Origin of the sequence: Sphingomonas sp. 179-I 2A4 NHS (assembly GCF_045369135.1) — a bacterium.
Lineage (GTDB): Bacteria > Pseudomonadota > Alphaproteobacteria > Sphingomonadales > Sphingomonadaceae > Sphingomonas.
In genome coordinates, this window is sequence record NZ_JBIQFL010000003.1 from 412,883 (window position 1) to 432,468 (window position 19,586).

22 protein-coding genes are annotated in these 19,586 nt (G+C 66.1%); 10 read left to right on the top strand and 12 right to left on the bottom strand.

The features are described from left to right. The first annotated feature begins 40 nt into the window (after positions 1 to 40). Complete coding sequence (locus ACH0CP_RS08220) at positions 41 to 847, top strand: ATP-binding protein (protein ID WP_294443735.1); 807 nt, start codon at positions 41 to 43, stop codon at positions 845 to 847. Here ACH0CP_RS08220 and ACH0CP_RS08225 read toward each other — a convergent pair. Next, positions 844 to 2,628 (bottom strand): ABC-F family ATP-binding cassette domain-containing protein, encoded by a 1,785-nt coding sequence (locus tag ACH0CP_RS08225; protein WP_294443734.1) that lies wholly within the window; start codon positions 2,626 to 2,628, stop codon positions 844 to 846. The genes ACH0CP_RS08220 and ACH0CP_RS08225 overlap by 4 nt on opposite strands. Before the next feature lie 140 nt (positions 2,629 to 2,768). On the opposite strand from ACH0CP_RS08225, the gene ACH0CP_RS08230 reads away from it, so the two are divergent. After that, positions 2,769 to 3,656: a DMT family transporter gene (locus ACH0CP_RS08230; RefSeq protein WP_294443732.1), complete on the top strand. Its 888-nt coding sequence runs from the start codon at positions 2,769 to 2,771 to the stop codon at positions 3,654 to 3,656. 180 nt (positions 3,657 to 3,836) lie between these two features. On the opposite strand, the gene groL is transcribed toward ACH0CP_RS08230, so the two are convergent. From groL to ACH0CP_RS08245, 3 genes are all read right to left on the bottom strand, one after another. Beyond that, entirely contained in the window at positions 3,837 to 5,474 is a 1,638-nt protein-coding gene (groL, locus tag ACH0CP_RS08235; RefSeq protein ID WP_406875510.1) for a chaperonin GroEL, read from the bottom strand. A 57-nt stretch (positions 5,475 to 5,531) separates the two neighbouring features. After that, on the bottom strand, positions 5,532 to 5,819 hold the full coding sequence (gene groES, locus ACH0CP_RS08240) for a co-chaperone GroES (protein ID WP_294443729.1): 288 nt from the start codon (positions 5,817 to 5,819) through the stop codon (positions 5,532 to 5,534). A 133-nt stretch (positions 5,820 to 5,952) separates the two neighbouring features. Next, entirely contained in the window at positions 5,953 to 7,359 is a 1,407-nt protein-coding gene (locus ACH0CP_RS08245; protein WP_294443727.1) for an MATE family efflux transporter, read from the bottom strand. 155 nt (positions 7,360 to 7,514) lie between these two features. Here ACH0CP_RS08245 and ACH0CP_RS08250 point away from each other — a divergent pair, with 155 nt between their 5' ends. Then, the gene (locus ACH0CP_RS08250; RefSeq protein ID WP_294443726.1) at positions 7,515 to 7,802 is read left to right on the top strand and encodes a hypothetical protein; all 288 of its coding nucleotides are present in this window, start codon (positions 7,515 to 7,517) and stop codon (positions 7,800 to 7,802) included. 76 nt (positions 7,803 to 7,878) lie between these two features. Here ACH0CP_RS08250 and ACH0CP_RS08255 read toward each other — a convergent pair whose 3' ends face one another. The 3 genes from ACH0CP_RS08255 to lipB form a co-directional block, all read right to left on the bottom strand. Further along, positions 7,879 to 8,577 (bottom strand): hypothetical protein, encoded by a 699-nt coding sequence (locus ACH0CP_RS08255; RefSeq protein WP_294443724.1) that lies wholly within the window; start codon positions 8,575 to 8,577, stop codon positions 7,879 to 7,881. Positions 8,578 to 8,766: 189 nt separating this feature from the next. Further along, positions 8,767 to 9,027 (bottom strand): hypothetical protein, encoded by a 261-nt coding sequence (locus ACH0CP_RS08260; RefSeq protein WP_294443722.1) that lies wholly within the window; start codon positions 9,025 to 9,027, stop codon positions 8,767 to 8,769. Positions 9,028 to 9,114: 87 nt separating this feature from the next. Beyond that, positions 9,115 to 9,774 (bottom strand): lipoyl(octanoyl) transferase LipB, encoded by a 660-nt coding sequence (gene lipB / locus ACH0CP_RS08265; RefSeq protein WP_294443765.1) that lies wholly within the window; start codon positions 9,772 to 9,774, stop codon positions 9,115 to 9,117. Positions 9,775 to 9,879: 105 nt separating this feature from the next. On the opposite strand from lipB, the gene ACH0CP_RS08270 reads away from it, so the two are divergent. Then, positions 9,880 to 10,680, top strand: a complete 801-nt coding sequence (locus tag ACH0CP_RS08270) for a hypothetical protein (RefSeq protein ID WP_294443719.1) — start codon at positions 9,880 to 9,882, stop codon at positions 10,678 to 10,680. Continuing rightward, positions 10,677 to 11,423, top strand: a complete 747-nt coding sequence (locus tag ACH0CP_RS08275; protein WP_294443718.1) for a hypothetical protein — start codon at positions 10,677 to 10,679, stop codon at positions 11,421 to 11,423. The genes ACH0CP_RS08270 and ACH0CP_RS08275 overlap by 4 nt, the downstream gene beginning before the upstream one ends. Here ACH0CP_RS08275 and ACH0CP_RS08280 read toward each other — a convergent pair. The 3 genes from ACH0CP_RS08280 to ACH0CP_RS08290 form a co-directional block, all read right to left on the bottom strand. After that, on the bottom strand, positions 11,393 to 11,986 hold the full coding sequence (locus tag ACH0CP_RS08280; RefSeq protein ID WP_294443716.1) for an N-acetyltransferase: 594 nt from the start codon (positions 11,984 to 11,986) through the stop codon (positions 11,393 to 11,395). The two genes, ACH0CP_RS08275 and ACH0CP_RS08280, sit on opposite strands and share 31 nt — an antisense overlap. A 17-nt stretch (positions 11,987 to 12,003) precedes the next feature. After that, complete coding sequence (gene hemF, locus ACH0CP_RS08285; protein ID WP_294443714.1) at positions 12,004 to 12,846, bottom strand: oxygen-dependent coproporphyrinogen oxidase; 843 nt, start codon at positions 12,844 to 12,846, stop codon at positions 12,004 to 12,006. 71 nt (positions 12,847 to 12,917) lie between these two features. Beyond that, the gene (locus ACH0CP_RS08290; RefSeq protein ID WP_294443712.1) at positions 12,918 to 13,364 is read right to left on the bottom strand and encodes a tRNA (cytidine(34)-2'-O)-methyltransferase; all 447 of its coding nucleotides are present in this window, start codon (positions 13,362 to 13,364) and stop codon (positions 12,918 to 12,920) included. Positions 13,365 to 13,538: 174 nt separating this feature from the next. On the opposite strand from ACH0CP_RS08290, the gene petA reads away from it, so the two are divergent. The 5 genes from petA to ACH0CP_RS08315 all read left to right on the top strand — a co-directional run bounded on the left by petA (position 13,539) and on the right by ACH0CP_RS08315 (position 17,719). Next, positions 13,539 to 14,123, top strand: coding sequence for a ubiquinol-cytochrome c reductase iron-sulfur subunit (petA, locus tag ACH0CP_RS08295; RefSeq protein WP_294443711.1), 585 nt, complete (start codon positions 13,539 to 13,541; stop codon positions 14,121 to 14,123). Between the two features lie 12 nt (positions 14,124 to 14,135). Then, the gene (locus ACH0CP_RS08300) at positions 14,136 to 15,422 is read left to right on the top strand and encodes a cytochrome bc complex cytochrome b subunit (RefSeq protein ID WP_406875512.1); all 1,287 of its coding nucleotides are present in this window, start codon (positions 14,136 to 14,138) and stop codon (positions 15,420 to 15,422) included. 25 nt (positions 15,423 to 15,447) lie between these two features. Continuing rightward, positions 15,448 to 16,290 carry a cytochrome c1 gene (locus ACH0CP_RS08305; protein ID WP_294443709.1) on the top strand — a complete coding sequence of 281 codons (843 nt, stop codon included), beginning with the start codon at positions 15,448 to 15,450 and terminating at the stop codon, positions 16,288 to 16,290. A gap of 147 nt (positions 16,291 to 16,437) precedes the next feature. Then, positions 16,438 to 17,022: an adenine phosphoribosyltransferase gene (locus tag ACH0CP_RS08310; protein WP_294443762.1), complete on the top strand. Its 585-nt coding sequence runs from the start codon at positions 16,438 to 16,440 to the stop codon at positions 17,020 to 17,022. Between the two features lie 82 nt (positions 17,023 to 17,104). Further along, on the top strand, positions 17,105 to 17,719 hold the full coding sequence (locus tag ACH0CP_RS08315) for a peptidase (RefSeq protein ID WP_406875513.1): 615 nt from the start codon (positions 17,105 to 17,107) through the stop codon (positions 17,717 to 17,719). An 83-nt stretch (positions 17,720 to 17,802) separates the two neighbouring features. Here ACH0CP_RS08315 and ACH0CP_RS08320 read toward each other — a convergent pair whose 3' ends face one another. Continuing rightward, the gene (locus tag ACH0CP_RS08320; RefSeq protein WP_294445045.1) at positions 17,803 to 18,252 is read right to left on the bottom strand and encodes a MaoC family dehydratase; all 450 of its coding nucleotides are present in this window, start codon (positions 18,250 to 18,252) and stop codon (positions 17,803 to 17,805) included. Positions 18,253 to 18,261: 9 nt separating this feature from the next. Continuing rightward, a complete protein-coding gene (locus ACH0CP_RS08325) occupies positions 18,262 to 19,563 on the bottom strand; it encodes an ectonucleotide pyrophosphatase/phosphodiesterase (protein ID WP_294445044.1) in 1,302 nt (433 codons plus the stop codon). Between the last annotated feature and the right edge of the window lie 23 nt (positions 19,564 to 19,586).

The window sequence follows — 19,586 nt, forward strand, 5'->3', positions numbered from 1 at the left end:
AGGCGTTGCACCGGCGTCGCCCGGCACGTAGCAGCCGGGTATGGACGATCTCGCCCGCATTGCCGACGCGCTGGAGCGGCTGGCGCCCCCGCCGCCGGCGGCTGCCGATCCGCTAGCCCACCCCGCCTACGTCTGGCGTGACAGCGTTCTGGTGGCGGCGCGCGCCTTCGCGCCGCTGCCGCTGGAGTTGCTCCACGGGGTGGAGGCGCAGAAGGATGCGCTGCTGGCGAACCTGGAACGACTGGCGGCTGGCCATGCCGCGCAGGACGTGCTGCTGTGGGGTGCGCGGGGCACCGGTAAGTCCGCACTGGTGAAGTCTGCGGTTGGTGCGGTGCAGGGCGCGGGCGGAGCGCTCGCGATGATCGAGATGGCTGCGGATCGGCTCGACAGCCTGCCGGCGCTGTTCGACACAATCGCGGATGTGCCGCGCGCCTTCGTGCTGTTCCTCGACGATCTGGGCTTCGATGCGGCGGCCGATGCGCGCACCTTGCGGTCACTGCTGGAAGGGGGTGCCGAGGCGCGGCCAGCCAATGCGCGGCTCGTGGTCACGTCTAACCGGCGGCACCTCATCCCGCGTGACATTCACGAGCAGGAAAATGCGATCAATCCGCGCGACGCGGTGGACGATCATCTCGCCCTGGCGGACCGCTTCGGCCTGAGCCTGGGCTTCCACGTCGTCGACCAGCCGCTCTACCTCGACATCGTGCGCGGCTATGCCGAGCGCTACGGCTTGCCGTTCGAGCCGCAGGATGCGCTGCTATGGGCGACGAAGCGCGGCAGCCGATCGGGCCGCGTCGCGTGGCAATATGTGGTCGACCTTGCCGGGCGCGCGGGCAAGGCGCTTTAGCCCAGCCCCTCGACCATCTCGGCGAGTTCCAGCCAGCGCATTTCGGCGGCGTCCTTCTCGTCGCGGGCGGCAGCGACTGACTTCATCAGCGCGTCGAATCGGGCGGGATCGCGGGTGTAGAGGGCGGGATCGGCGAGCAGTGCCTCATCGCGCGCGATCGCTGCGTCGAGCGCCTCGATCCGCGCGGGCAGTTGGTCGAAATCTCGCTGGTCCTTGTAGCTGAGCTTGGTGCGCGTCGGCGGCGGGGGGGCTGGCGTGGTGGCCGTCTTTGCCGCGGCCTTGCGTGCGGGCTCGGCCCGAACGGCGCGCTGGCGCTCCCAATCTTCATAGCCGCCGGCGACGATGTCGACCTTGCCCGAGCCATCGAGGCCGAGCGTGACCGTCACGGTGCGATCGAGGAAATCACGATCGTGGCTGACGATCAGCACCGTGCCGTCATAGTCGCCGATCACTTCCTGCAGCAGATCGAGCGTTTCGAGGTCGAGATCGTTGGTCGGCTCGTCGAGGACGAGGAGGTTCGAGTGGCGGGCGAACTCGCGCGCGAGCAGCAGGCGGGAGCGTTCGCCGCCGGAGAGCGAAGCGATCTTGGCCTCGGCGAGGCTCGGATCGAACAGGAATTCCTTGAGATAGCCGTGGATGTGCTTCTTGGTGCCGAGCACGTCGATCCAGTCGCCACCGTCGGCCAGCACATCGCGCACCGTCTTCTCCGGCGCCATCAGCTTGCGCTGCTGATCGATGATGATGCCGTCGAGCGTCTTGGCAAGCTTCACACTGCCGCTATCGGGGGCAAGCTCGCCGGTGAGGAGGCGCAGCAGCGTGGTCTTGCCCGCGCCGTTGCGGCCGACGATGCCGATGCGGTCGCCGCGCGTCACCCGGAAGGTGAAATCGCGGATGATCGTGCGGCCGTCATATTCCTTGGTGACATGCTCGGCATCAATGACGACCTTCGTCTTGTTGTCGTCATGCCCCATGGCGAGCGCGGCAGCGCCCTGCGGGCCGATCATTGCGGCGCGGGCGGCGCGCATTTCCTTCAATTTGGTAAGGCGGCCCTGGTTGCGGCGGCGGCGGCCGGTGACACCGCGCAGCAGCCAGTGTTCCTCAAGCTTGAGCTTCGCGTCGAGCCGTTCGGCGGCGCGCTGCTCCTCTGCATAGACCTGCTCGGTCCAAGCATCGAAGCCGCCGAAGCCGACCTCGGCCCGGCGCAGATTGCCGCGATCGAGCCACAGCGTCTGCTTGGTCAGGCGGGTCAGGAAGGTACGGTCGTGGCTGATGACGACAAAGGCGCCGCGGTAGCGGTTCAGCCATTCCTCCAGCCATTCGATCGCGCCGATGTCGAGATGGTTGGTCGGCTCGTCGAGCAGGAGCACGTCCGGGTCTTGTGCCAGTGCACGGACGATGGCGGCGCGGCGGCGCTCGCCGCCTGAGGCAGTGGCGGCGTCGCGCGACAGATCGATGCCAAGCTGGTCGGCGATCGCATCCGCCTCGAAATGCTGGGGCGCGTCGGCTCCCGAAAGGACGTAATCGGCCAGCGTGGCGAAGCCGGCGAGGTTTGGATCCTGTTCGAGCAGAACGACGCGGGTGCCGGGCACGATGGTGCGGCGGCCCTCGTCACTGTCGATCGTGCCGGCGATAAGCTTCAACAGCGTCGTCTTGCCGGCGCCGTTCCGGCCGATCAGCGCCAGCCGATCACGCGGGCCGACATAGAAATTGAGGTGGCGGAACAACCAGCCGGCGCCCTGGATGAGGCCAAGGTCTTCGTACGCGAGAATAGGGGCAGCCATGGGGGCGGCAGATAGGGGGCCGGGCGCGATGCGCCAAGCCGGCAATAACGACGGGCGGCTTCTTGCGATGGGGTGAGAGGTATCGCCCGCAAAAGCGCGGCTGTCTGGCGTCCGCCGTCGCCCTCTGCCACGGGTGCGGCATGAAGATCCGCGACTTCCTGCTCCTCGTCCTCATCTGTCTGGTGTGGGGATATAGCAACGTGTTGAGCAAGATCGTGGTGGGCAATTGGGCGGTGCCGCCGCTGTTCTTCGCCGCGGTGCGCTTCCTGGTGGTGATCGCGGCGACCTTGCCGTGGCTGCTGCCGATGCCGCGGCCGCGCTGGCGGATCGTGGCGATCGGCATCCTGATGGGTGCGGGCAATTTCGCGCTTCTCTTCATCGGTCTGCAGACCGCGTCGCCGTCGGCCGCGGCGGTCGTGATCCAGATCGGCGTGCCGTTCACGACACTGCTGTCGATCGTCATGCTGGGCGAGCGAATCCACTGGCGTCGCGGGCTGGGCATTGCGCTGACGCTGGCGGGCGTGCTGCTGGTGGTGTGGAACCCGGAGGGCATCGATCTTTCCGCCGGGCTGTGGTTCGTCGTCGGCGCGGCGTTCACGGGATCGCTGGGCGCGGTGCTGATGAAGCAGGTGGAGGATGTGGCGCCGCTGCGCTTCCAGGCGTGGGTGGGCCTGGTCTCGTTCCTGCCGCTGGCGCTGGCATCGGCAGTGTTCGAGGACGGCCAATGGGCGAGTGCGATGGCAGTCGGCTGGCCATTCGTTGGCGCAGTGCTGTTTGCCGCGCTCGTCGTCTCGGTGCTGGGGCACACAAGCTATTACGGGCTGATCCGCCGCTATGAGGCCAATTTGCTAGCGCCGCTGACGCTGATGACGCCGCTGTTCACCATCGCCTTTGGTGTCGCGCTGACCGGGGACAAGCTGGACATGCGGATGATTGCGGGGGCGATGCTGGCGCTGGCGGGGGTGCTGGTGGTAGCGCTTCGATCCAAGAAGGCGACGCAGTTGCTGGCGGAGCGGGAGCAGGCCTGAGGGACCTGGCGCCCGCATAAGAAAAGGGCCGGGGCGCTGGTGCGCTCCGGCCCTTTCTTTTGGTCGATGGCAGCGGCGGAGCCGCTGCTGGACGTCAGACTGGTTCGGCTTTGCCGACCGGCTGGCCGATCCGGTGCGAGTCCGTCGCCAGCGTTCGCGCTGGCGACGGCCGCAATCTGATCAGAAGTCCATGCCGCCCATGCCGCCGCCGGGCATTGCCGGCATTGCGGGCTTGTCTTCCGGCAGCTCGGAAACGGTCGCCTCGGTGGTGATGAGGAGGCCCGCCACCGATGCGGCGTTCTGGAGCGCGGTGCGGACGACCTTGGTCGGGTCGATCACGCCGGCCGCAACCAGGTTCTCGTAGGTGTCGGTCGCAGCGTTGAAGCCGAACGCGGTATCCGTCTGGTCGAGCAGCTTGCCCGAGACGACGGCGCCGTCCTGGCCAGCGTTCTGTGCGATCTGACGCACCAGCGCAGTCAGCGACTTGCGGACGATGTCGACGCCGCGCGTCTGGTCGTCATTGTCGCCCTTCAGGCCTTCGAGAGCCTTGGTCGCGTACAGCAGCGCGGTGCCGCCGCCCGGAACGATGCCCTCTTCGACGGCAGCGCGGGTTGCGTGCAGCGCGTCGTCAACGCGGTCCTTGCGCTCCTTCACCTCGACCTCGGTCGCGCCGCCGACCTTGATCACGGCAACGCCGCCAGCGAGCTTCGCGAGACGCTCCTGGAGCTTCTCACGATCGTAGTCGGACGTGGTGACTTCGATCTGCTGACGGATCGCCTCGGTGCGGCCCTTGATCGCTTCGGCATCACCCGCGCCATCGACGATGGTGGTGTTGTCCTTGTCGATCGTGACGCGCTTCGCGGTGCCGAGCATGCCGAGCGTGACGCTCTCGAGCTTGATGCCGAGATCCTCGGAGACGACTTCGCCCTTGGTGAGGATCGCGATGTCCTCGAGCATCGCCTTGCGACGATCGCCGAAGCCCGGTGCCTTGACCGCTGCGACCTTCAGGCCGCCGCGCAGCTTGTTGACGACGAGCGTGGCCAGAGCCTCGCCCTCGATGTCCTCGGCGATGATGAGGAGCGGACGGCCCGACTGCACAACCGCCTCGAGGATCGGAAGCATCGACTGCAGGTTCGACAGCTTCTTCTCGTGGATCAGGATATACGGGTCGTTCAGTTCGACCTGCATCTTTTCCGGGTTGGTGATGAAGTACGGCGACAGGTAGCCGCGGTCGAACTGCATGCCCTCGACGACGTCGAGCTCGAATTCGAGACCCTTCGCCTCTTCGACGGTGATCACGCCTTCCTTGCCGACCTTCTCCATGGCCTCGGCGATCTTCTCGCCGACTTCACGGTCGCCATTCGCGGAGATGATGCCGACCTGGGCAACTTCCTGCGACCCCGAGACGGGCTTCGAGCGCGCCTTGATGTCGTCGACGACCTTGTGGACGGCGAGGTCGATACCGCGCTTCAGGTCCATCGGGTTCATGCCGGCTGCGACCGACTTCATGCCCTCGCGAACGATCGCCTGAGCGAGAACGGTCGCGGTGGTGGTGCCGTCACCGGCGATGTCGTTGGTCTTCGAGGCCACTTCGCGCACCATCTGCGCGCCCATGTTCTCGAACTTGTCCTTGAGCTCGATTTCCTTGGCGACCGACACACCGTCCTTGGTGATGCGCGGCGCGCCGAAGCTCTTGTCGATGACGACGTTGCGGCCCTTCGGGCCGAGCGTGACCTTCACCGCGTCGGCGAGGATGTCGACACCCTTCAGGATGCGCTCGCGTGCGTCGCGGCCGAATTTTACGTCCTTGGCTGCCATGGGGCTACCCTTTCAAATGAACGAATGTTGAGGAAGTTGAGGCGATCGAACGAGATCTCAGGCGATGACGCCGAGGATGTCCGATTCCTTCATGATCAGCAGGTCTTCGCCGTTGACGCGGACTTCAGTGCCCGACCACTTGCCGAACAGGACGCGATCACCGGTCTTGACGTCCAGCGGCGTGACCTTGCCGTCCTCGGCCTTCGTGCCCGAACCGGCGGCGACGACTTCGCCCTCCTGCGGCTTTTCCTTTGCGGTGTCCGGGATGATGATCCCGCCAGCAGTCTTTTCCTCGGCCTCGACGCGGCGTACGAGCACCCGGTCGTGCAGCGGACGGAAGTTCATGGCTGTACCCTCTTGTTGAGCGGTGTGTGACAGTTTCTTGGCACTCCCCTGAAACGAGTGCCAACAGCCGCCATATGTGAATGGCCCGTTGAGTCGTCAACGGGGGGACGACGCAAAAAATCGGAACAAATCGTCAGGACGTGCGTGGCAACAGCCCAAGCCGCCCGCGTGCATGCCACCGCCACATGAGAAGGATCGAGACGGCGAGCAGCCCGACGGCCAGGCCGACCCAGATCCCGACGCCTTCCCATCCGGCCCAGAAGCCGAGCAGCCCGGACGTGCCGAAGCCGATCACCCAATAACCGAACAGCGCGATCAGCATCGGGACGCGCGTGTCCTGCAGGCCGCGGAGCACGCCCGCCGCCACGGCCTGCGCGCCGTCGACGAGTTGGAACATGGCGGCGATGGCGAGGAACTTGATCGCGAGCGCGACGACGGCCGCATTGGCAGGATCATCGACATCGACATAGGCGCTGACGAATAGGCGCGGCATCGCCCAGATCGCAAAGGCAGTGACCGCCATGAAGCTGATGCCGAGGGTGAGCGCGACGCGGCCGGCGCGGGCGATCCACAGCGTGTCGCGGGCGCCATAGGCCATGCCGACGCGGATCGTGGCTGCCTGGGCGATGCCGAACGGCACCTGGAAGGCGATCGCGGCGATGTTGAGCGCGACCGCATGGGCGGCGACCTCGGTGACGCCGATCAATCCCATCAGGATCGCCGCGCCGCCGAACAGCGCGCCCTCGAACACCCAGGTCAGCATGATCGGCACGCCTAGCCGGATGATCTCGCGGAAGCGGGACCATTCGGTGCGCCACCAGCGGCCGAACAGACGGTACCGACGCAGGCGGCGGTCGAACTTGAGGATCACCCCATAGGCCAGCGCCATGGCGGTCAGGCTGATGACGCTGGCGAGCGCGGAGCCTTCGAGCCCCAGCGCAGGGACGCCGAGATTGCCGAACACCAGCATCCAATTGGCCAGGATGCTGATGCCGAGCGCCAGGCCGGTGACGACGAAGGCCCAGCCCGGACGGCCGAGCGCAGCCGCCGAGGTGCGCATGACGCCCGCGGCAACGCCCGGAACGATCGCGATCATGATGATGTCGAGGAAATGGCCGGCGCGCCGCGCGACCTCGGGATCCTGGCCGGCCAGCAGCAGCAATGTCTCGCCGTGCGCGAGGAGCAGGATCACCGGGATCGCGCCCGCGGCGCCGACCCACAAGGCCATGCGGACGCTTCGACGCACCTCGCGGACGGCATGTTTGCGCCGGCCGAGCTCCGCGGCGATCAGCGGCGCGGCGGCGCTGGTGAGGCCGATCAGCGCGTACATGGTGAGATTGAACATGAAGACGCCAAGCGTCGCGGCGGCGAGATCGACGGTACCGAGCCGCGCGACGAAGATCACGTCGACTGCGCTGACCGCCATCTGAAGCAGGTTCGCGCCCACCAAAGGCGCCGCGATCCGAACGAGCGCCGACAATTCCGCGCGATCGGTTTCCGGCCGGCTACCGGTCAGCGGGGGAGGGGCGGCAAGTTCCATGGTCGCCGGGCGTTAGGCGCAAAGTGTTACATGGGAAAGAGACGGCGCGGTCGCCCGACAGGCCGGATCCAGAAATGTTTGCTTACGGTGCCGGAACAAAGGCGCAGCAAGACGGGTTCCAGCGCAGTGTAGACAGTGTTGAGGGAGAGGAAGTCATGGCCGATTATCGTACAACGGACGATCATGTCGTGGTTCGCCGTGGCGGCGCCGGGCGGACGATTGCAATTCTGCTCGGGATCGTGGCCCTGGTGGTCGTGGTCCTCTTCGCGACCGGCTTCTGGAGCGCGGACGTCAAGGAAGGGTCGCTGCCGCAGGTGGACGTGAGCGCCAAGGGCGGCGAGCTGCCTAAGGTGGACGTCGACAGCAAGGAAGTGGTCGTCGGCACCAAGAAGACCGAAGTCGACGTGCCGGTGGTCGGCGTCAAGGACAACGGCGAGAAGTAAGCACCAGAGCCGGGCGGGTGTGGCGCGGCACGCGCGTCACACCCGTCGGGTCAGATGGTGATCCGAATGGCGGGGCTCAGCGCTGCGCGACGTTGACCGGCGCGAGCGGCGGCGGGAAATCGAGCGCGCCGCACTTGCGCACCTGCCACTCGCCCTTCTTGGACCAGCAGACATTGTCCAGCCGCGGGATTCGCGGATCGGTGTGAACATAGCGCGGGAACTGCTGCTCGCCCCACGGCACCAGGCTGTTGCGCAGCTTACGCATCTGCTCCTGCGCGACGGTGCCGAAGCTGCCGCGCGGCGCATATAGCGCCTGACGGCCGATCTCGCCGGCGGCCTGGCAGAAATTGTACTGCGATGCGACGGCGTTGAAGCTGGAATAGGTGCGGGTGCCGAACTGGTCGAGCGCCGACTGACCGGCCTTCACGCCCTTGTTGGTGCGGGCGAAATAGCCGCGCAGGGTATCATAGGACTCCTTGAGCTCGTCCTTATGATCGGTCAGCACGGCATTGTAATTGTCGACCGTCAGCAGCGTCGGCTCGAACTGGCATTGCAGCGCGGCGACGTTGAGCGCGGCACGCAGCGTCCAGCTGAGGCCAGCGCGCAGCTCCTTCTCGGTCGCGCCGGGCATCGGCTGCGCCACGCCCTGCTCGTCGCCACGCACCACCTGGCCGGACAGATCCTTGGATTTCATGAAGAATTGCGCCGATGCCGGCGAGGACATCAAAAGCGTCGCTGCCACCATGCCAGCGCCAACCAACCGCAACCCGCTCATCACAAAACCCCTTTGACGCAACGCGCGGGATTCATAGGCGTTTTGGCGTGAATCGCCAACCTAATTTGTGGCCGGCATGGAACATTTCGGACGCTGGTGAAACGACCGCCGGTGTGGGTACCGCCTCAGATATGGAAAGGGCCGCCCGGTTGCCCGAGCGGCCCTTCAAACACGCCAAAGGCGCGATGATTACATCGCGTTGGTGGCGGTCATGTCGTTCGACATCATCGTGTCGTTCGACATCATCGTGTCGTTCGCCATCATGCCGCCGTTCATGCCAGCGTCCACCGCCGTCATGTTGTCGGTCATGGTGTCCATGCCCTCGGTGGCGTTCATGTCGGTGATGGTGGTGTTGTCGACGGTCGTGTCGGTCTTCGAGCCGCAAGCCGACACGGCCAGAGCGGCCGCGGCGAGGGCGGAACCCGTCAGAATCTTCGAGATAACACGCATGGATAGCTCCCTAGATAGTGGATTTGGACGCGGATGGATCCTTAATACCCAAATCAAAGTGGATATTAGACACAGAACCGCGCCCCCTCAAGCCTCGATTTCACCCTTGCAAGAAAGACTTTGCAGGAACGCGTCGGCCGTCAACGCGAGCGCGGCGTCAAAGGTTTCAAGGGTGGCGTCGCTGCCGAGCGCCGCAGCGCTCGTAACCGGGTATTCCGCGATGCCGCAGGGGACGATCCCACCGAAGTGCGCCAGATCAGGGGACAGGTTCACCGAGAAACCATGCATCGTCACCCAGCGGCGCACACGGACGCCGATCGCGCCGATCTTCGCTTCCTGTCCTGCCGCGTCATGGGTCCAGATGCCGATCCGGCCGGGCGCGCGGAAGGCGGTGATGCCAAGCTGCGCCAGCGCGTTGATAACCCAGCCTTCGACGGCGTGGACGAAACAGCGCACGTCGCGCCCGCGGCGATTGAGGTCGAGCACGAGATAGCCGATGCGCTGGCCGGGCCCATGATAGGTGTAGCGACCGCCGCGGCCGGCATCGACCACGGGGAAGCGCGGGTCGATCAGCTCGGTGGGATCGGCACTCGTCCCCGCAGTATAGACCGGCGGATGTTCGAGCAGCCAGACCAGCTCGCGCGCCTCGCCAGCCACGACGGCGGCGGCGCGCGCCTCCATCTCGGCCAGGGCAGCGGGATAGTCAGTGAGGCCGGGCGTCACCCGCCATTCGATAGTGTCATCAATCACGCCGTGCGAGATGCGGACGGGCGAACCAATTGGCAAGCATCGCAGCGATAGAGTAGCGTGGGCGACGGGCAACAGCGAAAGACGGGTCGGTTGATGGTCAGCGTGGGTACGGTCTGGGACCGGACGATGGATGTGATCGCGGGAAGGTTCGCGATCCTCGCGTCCATCGCGCTGATGCTGCTGTTCGTGCCGACGGTGCTGCAGGCGCTGGTCGACGCGAATACGAGCGGATCGACGACATCCATAATTGGCGGGCTCGTCTCGATCGCCGTAGCGGTGGCGACCGCGATCGGGGCGCTGGCGATCACGGCCGTGGCGACGGACCCGTCGGTCGATCGCGGTTCTGCGCTGGCGATCGGCGGCGCGCGCGTCGGGCCGCTGCTGGGGATCCTCATCGTGCTGGTGCTGGTGCTGTTCATGGCCGCGCTGCCGGGTGTTCTGCTGCTCGTCTCGTCCGGCTTCGATCCGGTTCGCGCGCGGGCGAACCTGCCGCAGGAGGGGGTGAACCTTGCCAGCGCCGGATTTGCCTCGCTCTATTTCATGGCGCTGCTGATCGCGCTGTTCTGGGTGACGGCGCGGCTGGTGCCGCTGCTCGCCGTCATCGTGAACGAACGGCTGGGGCTGGGCGCGATCCGGCGCTCCTTTGCGCTGACCCGCGGATCGACGATGAAGCTGATCGGCGTGCTGATCCTCTATTCGATCGTGATGCTGGTGACGCTGCTGGCGGTGACCTCAATCATCGGCGTCGTCGTGCGGCTGGTTGTCGGCAGCGAGGGCGCGGCGACGGTGACCTTCATGGTCGCGCTGTCGACCGCCGCCGTGACCGCAGTGTTCAGCGTGCTCCAGTCGGTCTTTTCCGGCCAGTTCTACCTGGCGGCCCGGGACGCGCGCGGGGAAGCATGAACCCTTCCTTCGTGCGGCTGCTGGCAGACGCCTGGGGCGTCTTCCGGCGCGAGGCCGATCTCATCGTGCGCCTGGCCGGCGCGCTGATCTTCCTGCCCGCCTTTGCGGTGCAATTGCTGTGCGATCCGTTGCCGACGCTGCCGCGCGAGAGCGGCGATGAACAGGCGATGGAGGCGTGGTTCAACGCCGTCGCGGTTTGGGGGCAGGGCAACGCCTTCTGGTATGTCGCGGCGGACCTGATCGGGATCGTCGGGCTGTCAGCGATCGCCACCTTGCTGCTGACGCCCGACCGGCCGAGTGTTGCCGACGCGCTGCGGCTGGCGCTGCGCCGGATCGGGCGGTTCGTGCTGGCGAACCTGCTGGTCGCGATCCCCGTGGGGCTTGGCCTGTGGATGTTCGTGCTGCCCGGCCTGTTCATGCAGGCACGGCTGATCGTGGTGGTACCGGTGATCGTGGCGGAGCCGAACCAGAGCGCCGCGCGCGCGATGGGGCGCAGCTGGCGTGTGACCGGCGATGTGCGCTGGGCGCTGCTGGGCGCCGTCGTCACCCTGTTCCTGGTGCAATGGATGGTGGTGAGCCCGCTGTTCCCGCTCGACACGTGGCTGCGCGAGCCGGGGCATGACAATCCGTTCGTGATCGCGCTGGTGACCGCGCTGATGGCAATCGCGGGGACGATCTACAATGTCGCGCTGCTGATGTTGGGGATCGCGACCTATCGCGGCTTCGCCAGCAGCGGCACGTGAGGCGCGCACTCCTCGGGTAGCAGGCCCGCGGCGCGGGGATCGATGAAGGTTTCCACGGTGCGCCTCACCGGGATGAAGCCCTTGGCACGGTAGAACCCGAGAGCGGAGGGATGATCGAGCGTGCAGGTGTGAACCCACACACGATCGATCCCCTTGCGCCACATGCGCGTCATCGCCTCGGCCATCAGCCAGCTCCCATGGCCCTGGCCGGTCAGTTCCGGCACGAGGCCGAAATAGGAAAGCTCGCAGGCGCCGGCGTGGCGGAAATCGAGCTCCAGCATCCCGACCTCGATGCCGGCCGCGTCAGTGGCGGCATACACCTCGATGCCGGCATCGTGGATGATCGCGAGCAGCGCCGAATCGTCGAGCACGAGGCGCGAGAACCACAGCCATGGCGCGCCGACACGGCGGAACAGCGTGCGATAGGCGGCCGGGGAAGGGCGATCCCAGCGCACCAGCCGCAACCGCGAGGGCGGGCTGGGGCGGAGCGGCGGGCGCCGGTGCATCTCGAGCGTGGTGACGATGGTCGCGAGCTGATCATCGGGGACGTCGATCAGGCTCATGCCGTCAGCCTCCTTGCTCAGCCCCAGGTGGCGACAGGGGGCAGGCTCATCAGGATCGCATCGATGTTGCCGCCGGTCTTGAGGCCGAAGAGCGTGCCGCGATCATAGACGAGGTTGAATTCCGCATAACGGCCACGCCACGCGTTGCGCTGTTCCATCTCCGCCTCGGTGAAGGGCAGGTTCATGCGGCGGCGGACGATGCGGGGAAAGACGTCGAGGAAGGCGCGGCCGACATCCTGGGTGAAGGCGAAGTTGGCGGCGAAATCACCCTCGAGGTGATCGTAGAAGATGCCGCCGACGCCGCGATGAACCTTGCGATGGGGGATGTAGAAATAATCGTCCGCCCATTGCTTGAAGCGCGGATAGTGCGTGGGATCATGGGCATCGCAGGCATTCTTCAGCGTGCGGTGGAAGTCCTCGGTATCCTCGGCGATCGGCAACGGCGGGTTGAGATCGGCGCCGCCGCCGAACCAGCGCTTGGTGGTCGACAGGAAGCGCGTGTTCATGTGCACCGCGGGAACGTGCGGGTTGGCCATGTGCGCGACGAGGCTGATGCCGGTGGCGACGAAGGTCGGGTCTTCCTCCGCGCCGTGAATGGTCTTGCCGAAATCGCTCTCGAACCTGCCGCCGACGGTGGAGACGTTGACGCCGACCTTCTCGAACACGCGGCCCTTCATGACGCCGCGGACACCGCCGCCGCCGGGCGCGCGGGAGGGATCGGGGCGGTCCCAGGGGATATAGGTGAAGCTGGCATCGGAACCGGCCTCACGCTCGATCGCTTCGAACTCGGCGCAGATCAGGTCGCGCAGCTGTTCGAACCACGTGCGGGCGATTTCTTGTTCGGTGTCGAGGTCGATCATGGTGGTGCCTTAACGATAGCGCGGACGGCGTGTCGAGGTGACAGAATGTCTCAGCGGGGAAGGAGAGGAGGTCACCGTTGTGGCTGCGTCTGGCGAAGTGCCTCTGCCAGCATGATGCCGGCACTGACCGCGACGTTGAGGGAGCGGAGGCCAGGGCGCAGCGGGATTCGCACCGCAAGATCGGCGCGGGCATGGACGTGATCGGGCACGCCCGCGCCCTCGCTGCCGAAGAGGAGCACGTCATCGGGATCGAACCGGGCGGACCATAGATCCACCGCGCCGCGTGTGGTGGCGAGCACCAGACGCCCGGTGATGTGCGCCTCAAACGATCGCCAATCGACATGGCGGACGATGTCCCCCGCGGCGGCATAATCCATGCCGGCGCGACGCAAGGCGCGATCGCCCCAAGGGAAGCCCATCGGCTCGATCAGATCCAGCCCGACGCCGAAGCAGGAACAGGTCCGCATGATGGTGCCGACGTTGCCGGCGATGTCCGGTTCGTAGAGGGCGAGGCGCATGGCGCCCGTTACAGCACCGTCACGCCCGCGCAAAATGGCAGTTGGCAGGCGCGGGGGGCGCAGCTATCAGGCCGCGAACCTCCGTGGGGACGGGGGGATTCCATGGGCGGGCGCAGGGGACCTCTATCTCCAAAGATGCGGCCGACTCCGGCAGGAAGGACAAGGGTTTAGCGAATGGCGACGGTCGAGAGCACGATTCCTCCAGGCGAAAACCCGAAACCTTATCTGGAGGAAGCCCACGACCCCCGCCGGCGCGATTTCATCAATATCGCGGCCGTTGCATGGGCGGGCGTTGGCGCAGGCGTGATCGTTCTGCCGCTGATCAACCAGATGAATCCGTCGGCCGACGTGCTGGCGCTGTCGACCACCGAGATCGACATCAGCAAGATCGAGCCGGGGCAGGCGATCAAGTCCACGTTCCGCAAGCAGCCGCTGTTCGTGCGCAACCTGACGCCGAAGGAGATCGCGGAAGCCGATGCGGTGGCGGTGAGTTCGCTTCGCGACCCGCAGACGCTGGAAGAGCGCACCAAGAGCGGCAAGAAGAACTGGCTGATCACGCTGGGCGTGTGCACCCATCTCGGCTGCGTGCCGCTGGGCGCCGGCGAAGGCGAGAACAAGGGGCCGTTCGGCGGCTATTTCTGCCCGTGCCACGGCTCCGCCTATGACACCGCCGGCCGCATCCGCCAGGGACCCGCACCGACGAACCTCGTCGTTCCCGATTATGAATTTACGTCCGACACCGTCGTGACGGTCGGTTGAGGTAGCACACAGATGAGCTTTCCCTGGGCCAATCATTATGAGCCGAAGCAGCCGCTGATGCGGTGGATGGACGAGAAGCTGCCGCTGCCGCGCCTCGTCTACAACGCCGTTGGTGCCGGTTATCCGGTGCCGCGCAACCTCAACTATTGGTGGAATTTCGGCGTGCTCGCCGGCCTTGCGCTGGTGGTGCAGATCGTCACCGGCGTCGTGCTGGCGATGCATTATGCCGCCAATGGCGCGGTGGCCTTCGCCTCGGTCGAAAGCATCATGCGTGACGTGAATGCCGGCTGGTTCCTGCGTTATGCGCACGCCAATGGCGCGTCGATGTTCCTCGCCGTCGTCTACATCCACATTGCCCGCGGCCTTTATTATGGGTCGTACAAGGCGCCGCGCGAGATGGTGTGGCTGCTGGGCGTCGTGATCTTCCTTCTCATGATGGCGACCGCCTTCATGGGTTACGTGCTTCCGTGGGGCCAGATGAGCTTCTGGGGCGCGCAGGTGATCACCGGCTTCTTCTCGGCGATCCCCCTGGTCGGCGAGCCGATCCGCGTGTGGCTGCTGGGCGGCTTCGCGCCGGACAATGCCGCGCTTAATCGCTTCTTCTCGCTGCACTATCTGCTGCCGTTCGTGATCGCGGGCGTCATCATCCTGCACATCTGGGCGCTGCACATCCCGGGTTCGAACAATCCGACCGGCGTCGACGTGAAGGGCGAGCAGGACACGGTGCCGTTCCACCCGTATTACACGGCGAAGGACGGCGTTGGCGTCGCTGTCTTCTTCCTGATCTTCGCGGCGCTGATCTTCTTCTCGCCGAACCTGCTTGGCCATCCGGACAACTACATAGAGGCGAACCCGCTCTCGACGCCGGCGCACATCGTTCCGGAATGGTACTTCCTGCCGTTCTACGCGATCCTCAAGAGCTTCACCGCGGACTTCATCCTGACGGGCAAGCTGTGGGGCGTGCTGGCGATGTTCGGCTCGATCCTGCTGCTGTTCTTCCTGCCGTGGCTGGACAGCTCGCCGGTCCGTTCGGCCAACTATCGTCCGACGTACCGCTGGTTCCTGCTGGTCCTGCTCATCGACGTGCTGGTGCTCGGCTATGTCGGCGGCGCAGAAGCAACCGCGCGCAACGTTATCATCGGTCAGATCGCGACGGCTTATTACTTCGCGCACTTCCTGATCATCCTGCCGATCGTTTCGCGCTCGGAGCGTCCGCTCCCGCTGCCGAACTCGATCACCGAAGCGGTGCTCGCGAAGCATGGCGGCACCTCGCCGACCAAGACCGCGATGGCGCACTGAGCCGATACGGGGGAATTAGAAAACAATGGTTCGTACCATCGCACTCCTGATCGGGGCCGGCTTCGTCTTCGTGCTCGGCATCGCGCTGTTCGGCACGATTTCGACCGCGATCACCGATCCGGCGCCCGAGACCGCGGAGCATGAGTTCCACCTCCATCCCAAGGATGTGGGGCTCTCCTCGGCCGGCATGTTCGGCAAGTTCGACAAGCAGCAGCTGCAGCGCGGCCTGAAGGTGTATCAGGAGGTTTGCGCCGCCTGCCACAGCCTGAAGTACGTCTCGTTCCGCGATCTCGAGCAGATCGGCTATAGCGAGGGTCAGGTGAAGGCGCTGGCACAGGCCTGGCCGATCGAGCAGCCGAGCGTGAACCCGGACACGGGCGAAGCCGCGACGCGCAAGAACTTGCCGTTCGACCGCTTCCCGAGCCCGTATGCCAACGAGGTTGCGGCCCGCGCGGCGAACAACAATGCGCTGCCGCCTGACCTGTCGCTGATCACCAAGGCACGTCACGACGGGGCGAACTATGTCGCGTCGCTGCTGACCGGCTACCAGAACCAGCCGGCCGAGCTTCTGCGCAAGTTCCCGGACGCCAAGACGCCCGAAGGCCTGCACTACAACCCGTATTTCGCGAACCTCAACATCGCGATGCCGCCGCCGCTCACCTCGGACGGGCAGGTGACCTACGAGGATGGCACGCAGGCGACCAAGCAGCAGATGGCCGACGACGTCGCCGCCTTCCTGACCTGGACCGCGGAGCCGAACCTGGAGTCCCGCCACGCCGCAGGCTTCGCGACGATCATCTTCCTGGCGATCTTCGTGTTCCTGACCTGGGGCGCCTACCAGAACGTATGGCGCAACGTGAAGCATTGAGCCCGGCCTTCACCGAAGGCTGACGAGAACGAGCCCCGCCCGCATGATGCGAGCGGGGCTTTTTCGTGGGCCGGGCACGCGCAGCCCGCGGGGGAGGGCGCATCACGGTTGCTTGCGATGGCGGGCGGCGAAGAGCATGTGGGGCGGATGAGCTATGACGACCGCCGCTCGACCGACCTGTTGCCCGTATCGACGGGAGGCAGCAACGAAGACCTGAAAGCGCTGATCCGGACGATCCCCGACTTCCCGAAGCCCGGGATCCAGTTTCGCGACATCACCACGCTGTTGCTCGACCCGCACGGCCTCGCCACCGCCGTCGATCGGATGGTGGCAGCGGTGAAGGGGCCGGTGGATCTCGTTGCGGGGATCGAGGCGCGCGGCTTCCTGTTCGCCGCTGCGCTGGCCGTGCCGCTGAAGGCAGGCGTGCTGCTGATCCGCAAGGACGGCAAGCTGCCGGGTGCGACGATCGCGGAGGATTACGCGCTGGAATATGGCCAGGACCGGATCGCCATGCATGCCGATGCCTGTGCGCCGGGCGCGCGCGTGCTGCTGATCGATGACCTGATCGCAACCGGCGGCACGGCGCGCGCCGCGGTCCGGCTGCTGCGCAAGGCGGGGGCCGAGGTAGTACAGGCGCAGTTCCTGGTAGATCTGCCCGATCTGGGCGGCGCCGATCTGCTGCGCGGCGATGGTATTCAGGTGGACGCGCTGATGTCGTTTCCCGGGCACTAGGGAACTTCACTTATCAGGCCGAGTTTGCCGTTAACTGCGCGGCGCGTTTTCTGCCGCGGCTCCAACGTTCGGGAGACATGAGATGAAGTGGAAACGCATCGGCCTAGTCGCGTTGCTCGCCGGGATCGGCATGGGCACGGCCGCCTGCACCGACGGCTATGGCTATGGCGGTGCGTCGCTTGGCTATAGCTCGGGCTATGTCGGCGATCCCTATTACGACGGGTTCGGCGGTTATCCGGGCTATGCCGGCTATGGCTATGGCAGCACCTTCGGCTGGTATAACAACTTCTATTATCCGGGCACCGGCATCTACGTGTACGATCGCTATCGCCGCCCGCATCGCTGGAACGATGCACAGCGTCGTTACTGGCAGGGCCGGCCGGGGTGGAATCGTTCGGGCGCGCAGGCGAACTGGGACGGATTCCGGCGTGATTACCGCAATGAGCGGCGCGACTATCGCGGCGACCTGCGCGACAATCGCCGCGCGTATGGTAGCGGCGAAATCGATCGCGGGCAGTTCCAGCAGGGGCGGCGCGAGGCACGCCGCGAATTCCGCAACGACGTTAGGCAGGACTATCGCGACTACCGCCGCGAAAACCGCACCGAGGGATATCGCGCGCCGCGATCCTCGCCGGGGTTCAACCGTGCCCAGCCGCGCACGGCGCAGCCGCGCTACGCCCGGCCGCGCCGGCAGTAACCGGGCCGGGCCACGGCGCGTGGTCTAAGGGAAACGAACTGCCATCCCGGATCATCATCCGGGGTGGCGTTTGTCGTTGAGCGTCAGGCGGCCGGGCGCGTGGCGATGAGGCCGTTAGACACCATCGACATGACCGGCACGTCATCCTGATTGTAGACTGTCATCCGGCTTTTGAAGATCCCCATTTCGGGGCGTGACTGCGACTGGCGCTTCTCGATCACCTCGGTTTCGCAGCGCAGCGTATCGCCGGGATAGACCGGCTTCAGCCAGCGCAGCTCGTCTACACCGGGCGAGCCGAGGCCCGCCTGGCGGTTGTTCTTCAGGTTCTCGACGATCATCGACATCACCATCGCGCAGGTATGCCAGCCGCTGGCAGAGATGCGGCCGAAGTGCGTCTGCGCGGCAGCTTCGTCGGAGAGGTGGAACGGCTGCGGATCGTAACGCGCGGCGAATTCCATCACTTCCTCGCGCGTCACCCGGTAGCTGCCGAAACTGGCCTTCGTGCCGACAGCGATGTCCTCGAAATACTGCATTGCCTCTCCTTATCGTTGCGTCAGCACCGGGCGGAACGGTGCATCCGTCCCGTCCAGCGTAGGATCCGCCGGCAGGCCGAGCAACGTGCGCAGCAGCGGCGCGACCGAGACGTTGTCGAAATCTTCGATACGCTGCCCGCGGGCGAAGGCCGGGCCATTGGCGATGAACAGCGCGCGCATGCTGGGCAGATTGTTGTCGAAGCCATGTTCGCCGCGCGAGAAGGGCGTGGTCGGCGCGGTCTTGTACGTCATCCAGCCGTCCTCGGCGAGGCAGAGGAACGGCGGGACGCGCGGATTCTTGCCATAATGGAGGTGGGCCGGGATCTCAGCCTTGCGCCAGCATTCCATGTGCGCGTGCGGCTTCAGCAGCGCGGCAGCGACGGCCGCGTCGCGGCCCGGCAGCGGGGCGAAGGTGGCGTAGGGACCGCTTTCGACCACGCGCGCGTCTTCGGTCGAAACGATCTTGTCGAGCGCGATCACGCGATCGCTCGAGGTGGCCGCCATGCCGTGATCGGAGACAATGACGAGGTTCGCGGCCTGGCCCTGCGCGGCAAGCCCTTCGACGAGCTGGCCGATGGCGCGGTCGACCTCGACCAGCGCCTCGTTCACCTGCGGCGAGGTGGGACCGTATTGATGGCCGGCGGTGTCGACGACGTCGAAATAAGTGGTCACCAGCCGGGGACGGGTGGCGGCCGGACGGCGCATCCAGTCCAAGATTGCGCGCACGCGGTTCTCGTTCGGCATTTGCTGGCTGAACTGCTGCCAGTCCGTGGGCCGCGTGCCGCCGGTGACATAGTTGGGCCAGGTAGAAGCGCGCACGCCGCCCCAGCCGACGTTCGATCCGGGCCAGTACATGGAGGCGGTGGGAATGCCCGCCTTTTCCGCCGTCACCCAGATCGGCGGAGCGGCGTTCCACCAGAAGGGATCGTCGTTCGCCATGGTGAAGACTTCGCCGGGGCGCGCGGGATCCTCCATCGAATTGGCGGTGATGCCATGGCGATCGGGGCGCAGGCCAGTGACGATCGTCCAGTGGTTCGGGAAGGTCTTGGACGGGAAGCTCGGCCGCATCGGCCCGGTGACGCCATCCGCGGCGAGGCGGGAGAGCACCGGCGTCAGCCCGCGATCGAGATAATCGGGCCGGAAGCCGTCGATCGAGATCAGGATGGTGACCGGGGCGCGGCGCGCGACGGCATCGGCGGCGGCAAGCGGGGCCGGTGTGTTCGCGGGCGGGAGCGCCGGTGGGTTGGCGGGATAAGCGCATCCGGCCAGAGCGGAGAGCGCAGCGAGAGTCGGGAGGAATCGGCGAAACATGGGCGCCCCGGTAGCGCCTGGGA

What these genes read in the sequence shown, in the direction of transcription:
- ACH0CP_RS08220 (WP_294443735.1), top strand. Translation starts at nt 41, where the DNA reads ATGGACGATCTCGCCCGCATTGCCGACGCGCTGGAGCGGCTGGCGCCC.
- ACH0CP_RS08225 (WP_294443734.1), bottom strand. Translation starts at nt 2,628, where the DNA reads ATGGCTGCCCCTATTCTCGCGTACGAAGACCTTGGCCTCATCCAGGGC.
- ACH0CP_RS08230 (WP_294443732.1), top strand. Translation starts at nt 2,769, where the DNA reads ATGAAGATCCGCGACTTCCTGCTCCTCGTCCTCATCTGTCTGGTGTGG.
- groL (WP_406875510.1), bottom strand. Translation starts at nt 5,474, where the DNA reads ATGGCAGCCAAGGACGTAAAATTCGGCCGCGACGCACGCGAGCGCATC.
- groES (WP_294443729.1), bottom strand. Translation starts at nt 5,819, where the DNA reads ATGAACTTCCGTCCGCTGCACGACCGGGTGCTCGTACGCCGCGTCGAG.
- ACH0CP_RS08245 (WP_294443727.1), bottom strand. Translation starts at nt 7,359, where the DNA reads ATGGAACTTGCCGCCCCTCCCCCGCTGACCGGTAGCCGGCCGGAAACC.
- ACH0CP_RS08250 (WP_294443726.1), top strand. Translation starts at nt 7,515, where the DNA reads ATGGCCGATTATCGTACAACGGACGATCATGTCGTGGTTCGCCGTGGC.
- ACH0CP_RS08255 (WP_294443724.1), bottom strand. Translation starts at nt 8,577, where the DNA reads ATGAGCGGGTTGCGGTTGGTTGGCGCTGGCATGGTGGCAGCGACGCTT.
- ACH0CP_RS08260 (WP_294443722.1), bottom strand. Translation starts at nt 9,027, where the DNA reads ATGCGTGTTATCTCGAAGATTCTGACGGGTTCCGCCCTCGCCGCGGCC.
- ACH0CP_RS08275 (WP_294443718.1), top strand. Translation starts at nt 10,677, where the DNA reads ATGAACCCTTCCTTCGTGCGGCTGCTGGCAGACGCCTGGGGCGTCTTC.
- ACH0CP_RS08280 (WP_294443716.1), bottom strand. Translation starts at nt 11,986, where the DNA reads ATGAGCCTGATCGACGTCCCCGATGATCAGCTCGCGACCATCGTCACC.
- hemF (WP_294443714.1), bottom strand. Translation starts at nt 12,846, where the DNA reads ATGATCGACCTCGACACCGAACAAGAAATCGCCCGCACGTGGTTCGAA.
- ACH0CP_RS08290 (WP_294443712.1), bottom strand. Translation starts at nt 13,364, where the DNA reads ATGCGCCTCGCCCTCTACGAACCGGACATCGCCGGCAACGTCGGCACC.
- petA (WP_294443711.1), top strand. Translation starts at nt 13,539, where the DNA reads ATGGCGACGGTCGAGAGCACGATTCCTCCAGGCGAAAACCCGAAACCT.
- ACH0CP_RS08300 (WP_406875512.1), top strand. Translation starts at nt 14,136, where the DNA reads ATGAGCTTTCCCTGGGCCAATCATTATGAGCCGAAGCAGCCGCTGATG.
- ACH0CP_RS08305 (WP_294443709.1), top strand. Translation starts at nt 15,448, where the DNA reads ATGGTTCGTACCATCGCACTCCTGATCGGGGCCGGCTTCGTCTTCGTG.
- ACH0CP_RS08310 (WP_294443762.1), top strand. Translation starts at nt 16,438, where the DNA reads ATGAGCTATGACGACCGCCGCTCGACCGACCTGTTGCCCGTATCGACG.
- ACH0CP_RS08315 (WP_406875513.1), top strand. Translation starts at nt 17,105, where the DNA reads ATGAAGTGGAAACGCATCGGCCTAGTCGCGTTGCTCGCCGGGATCGGC.
- ACH0CP_RS08320 (WP_294445045.1), bottom strand. Translation starts at nt 18,252, where the DNA reads ATGCAGTATTTCGAGGACATCGCTGTCGGCACGAAGGCCAGTTTCGGC.
- ACH0CP_RS08325 (WP_294445044.1), bottom strand. Translation starts at nt 19,563, where the DNA reads ATGTTTCGCCGATTCCTCCCGACTCTCGCTGCGCTCTCCGCTCTGGCC.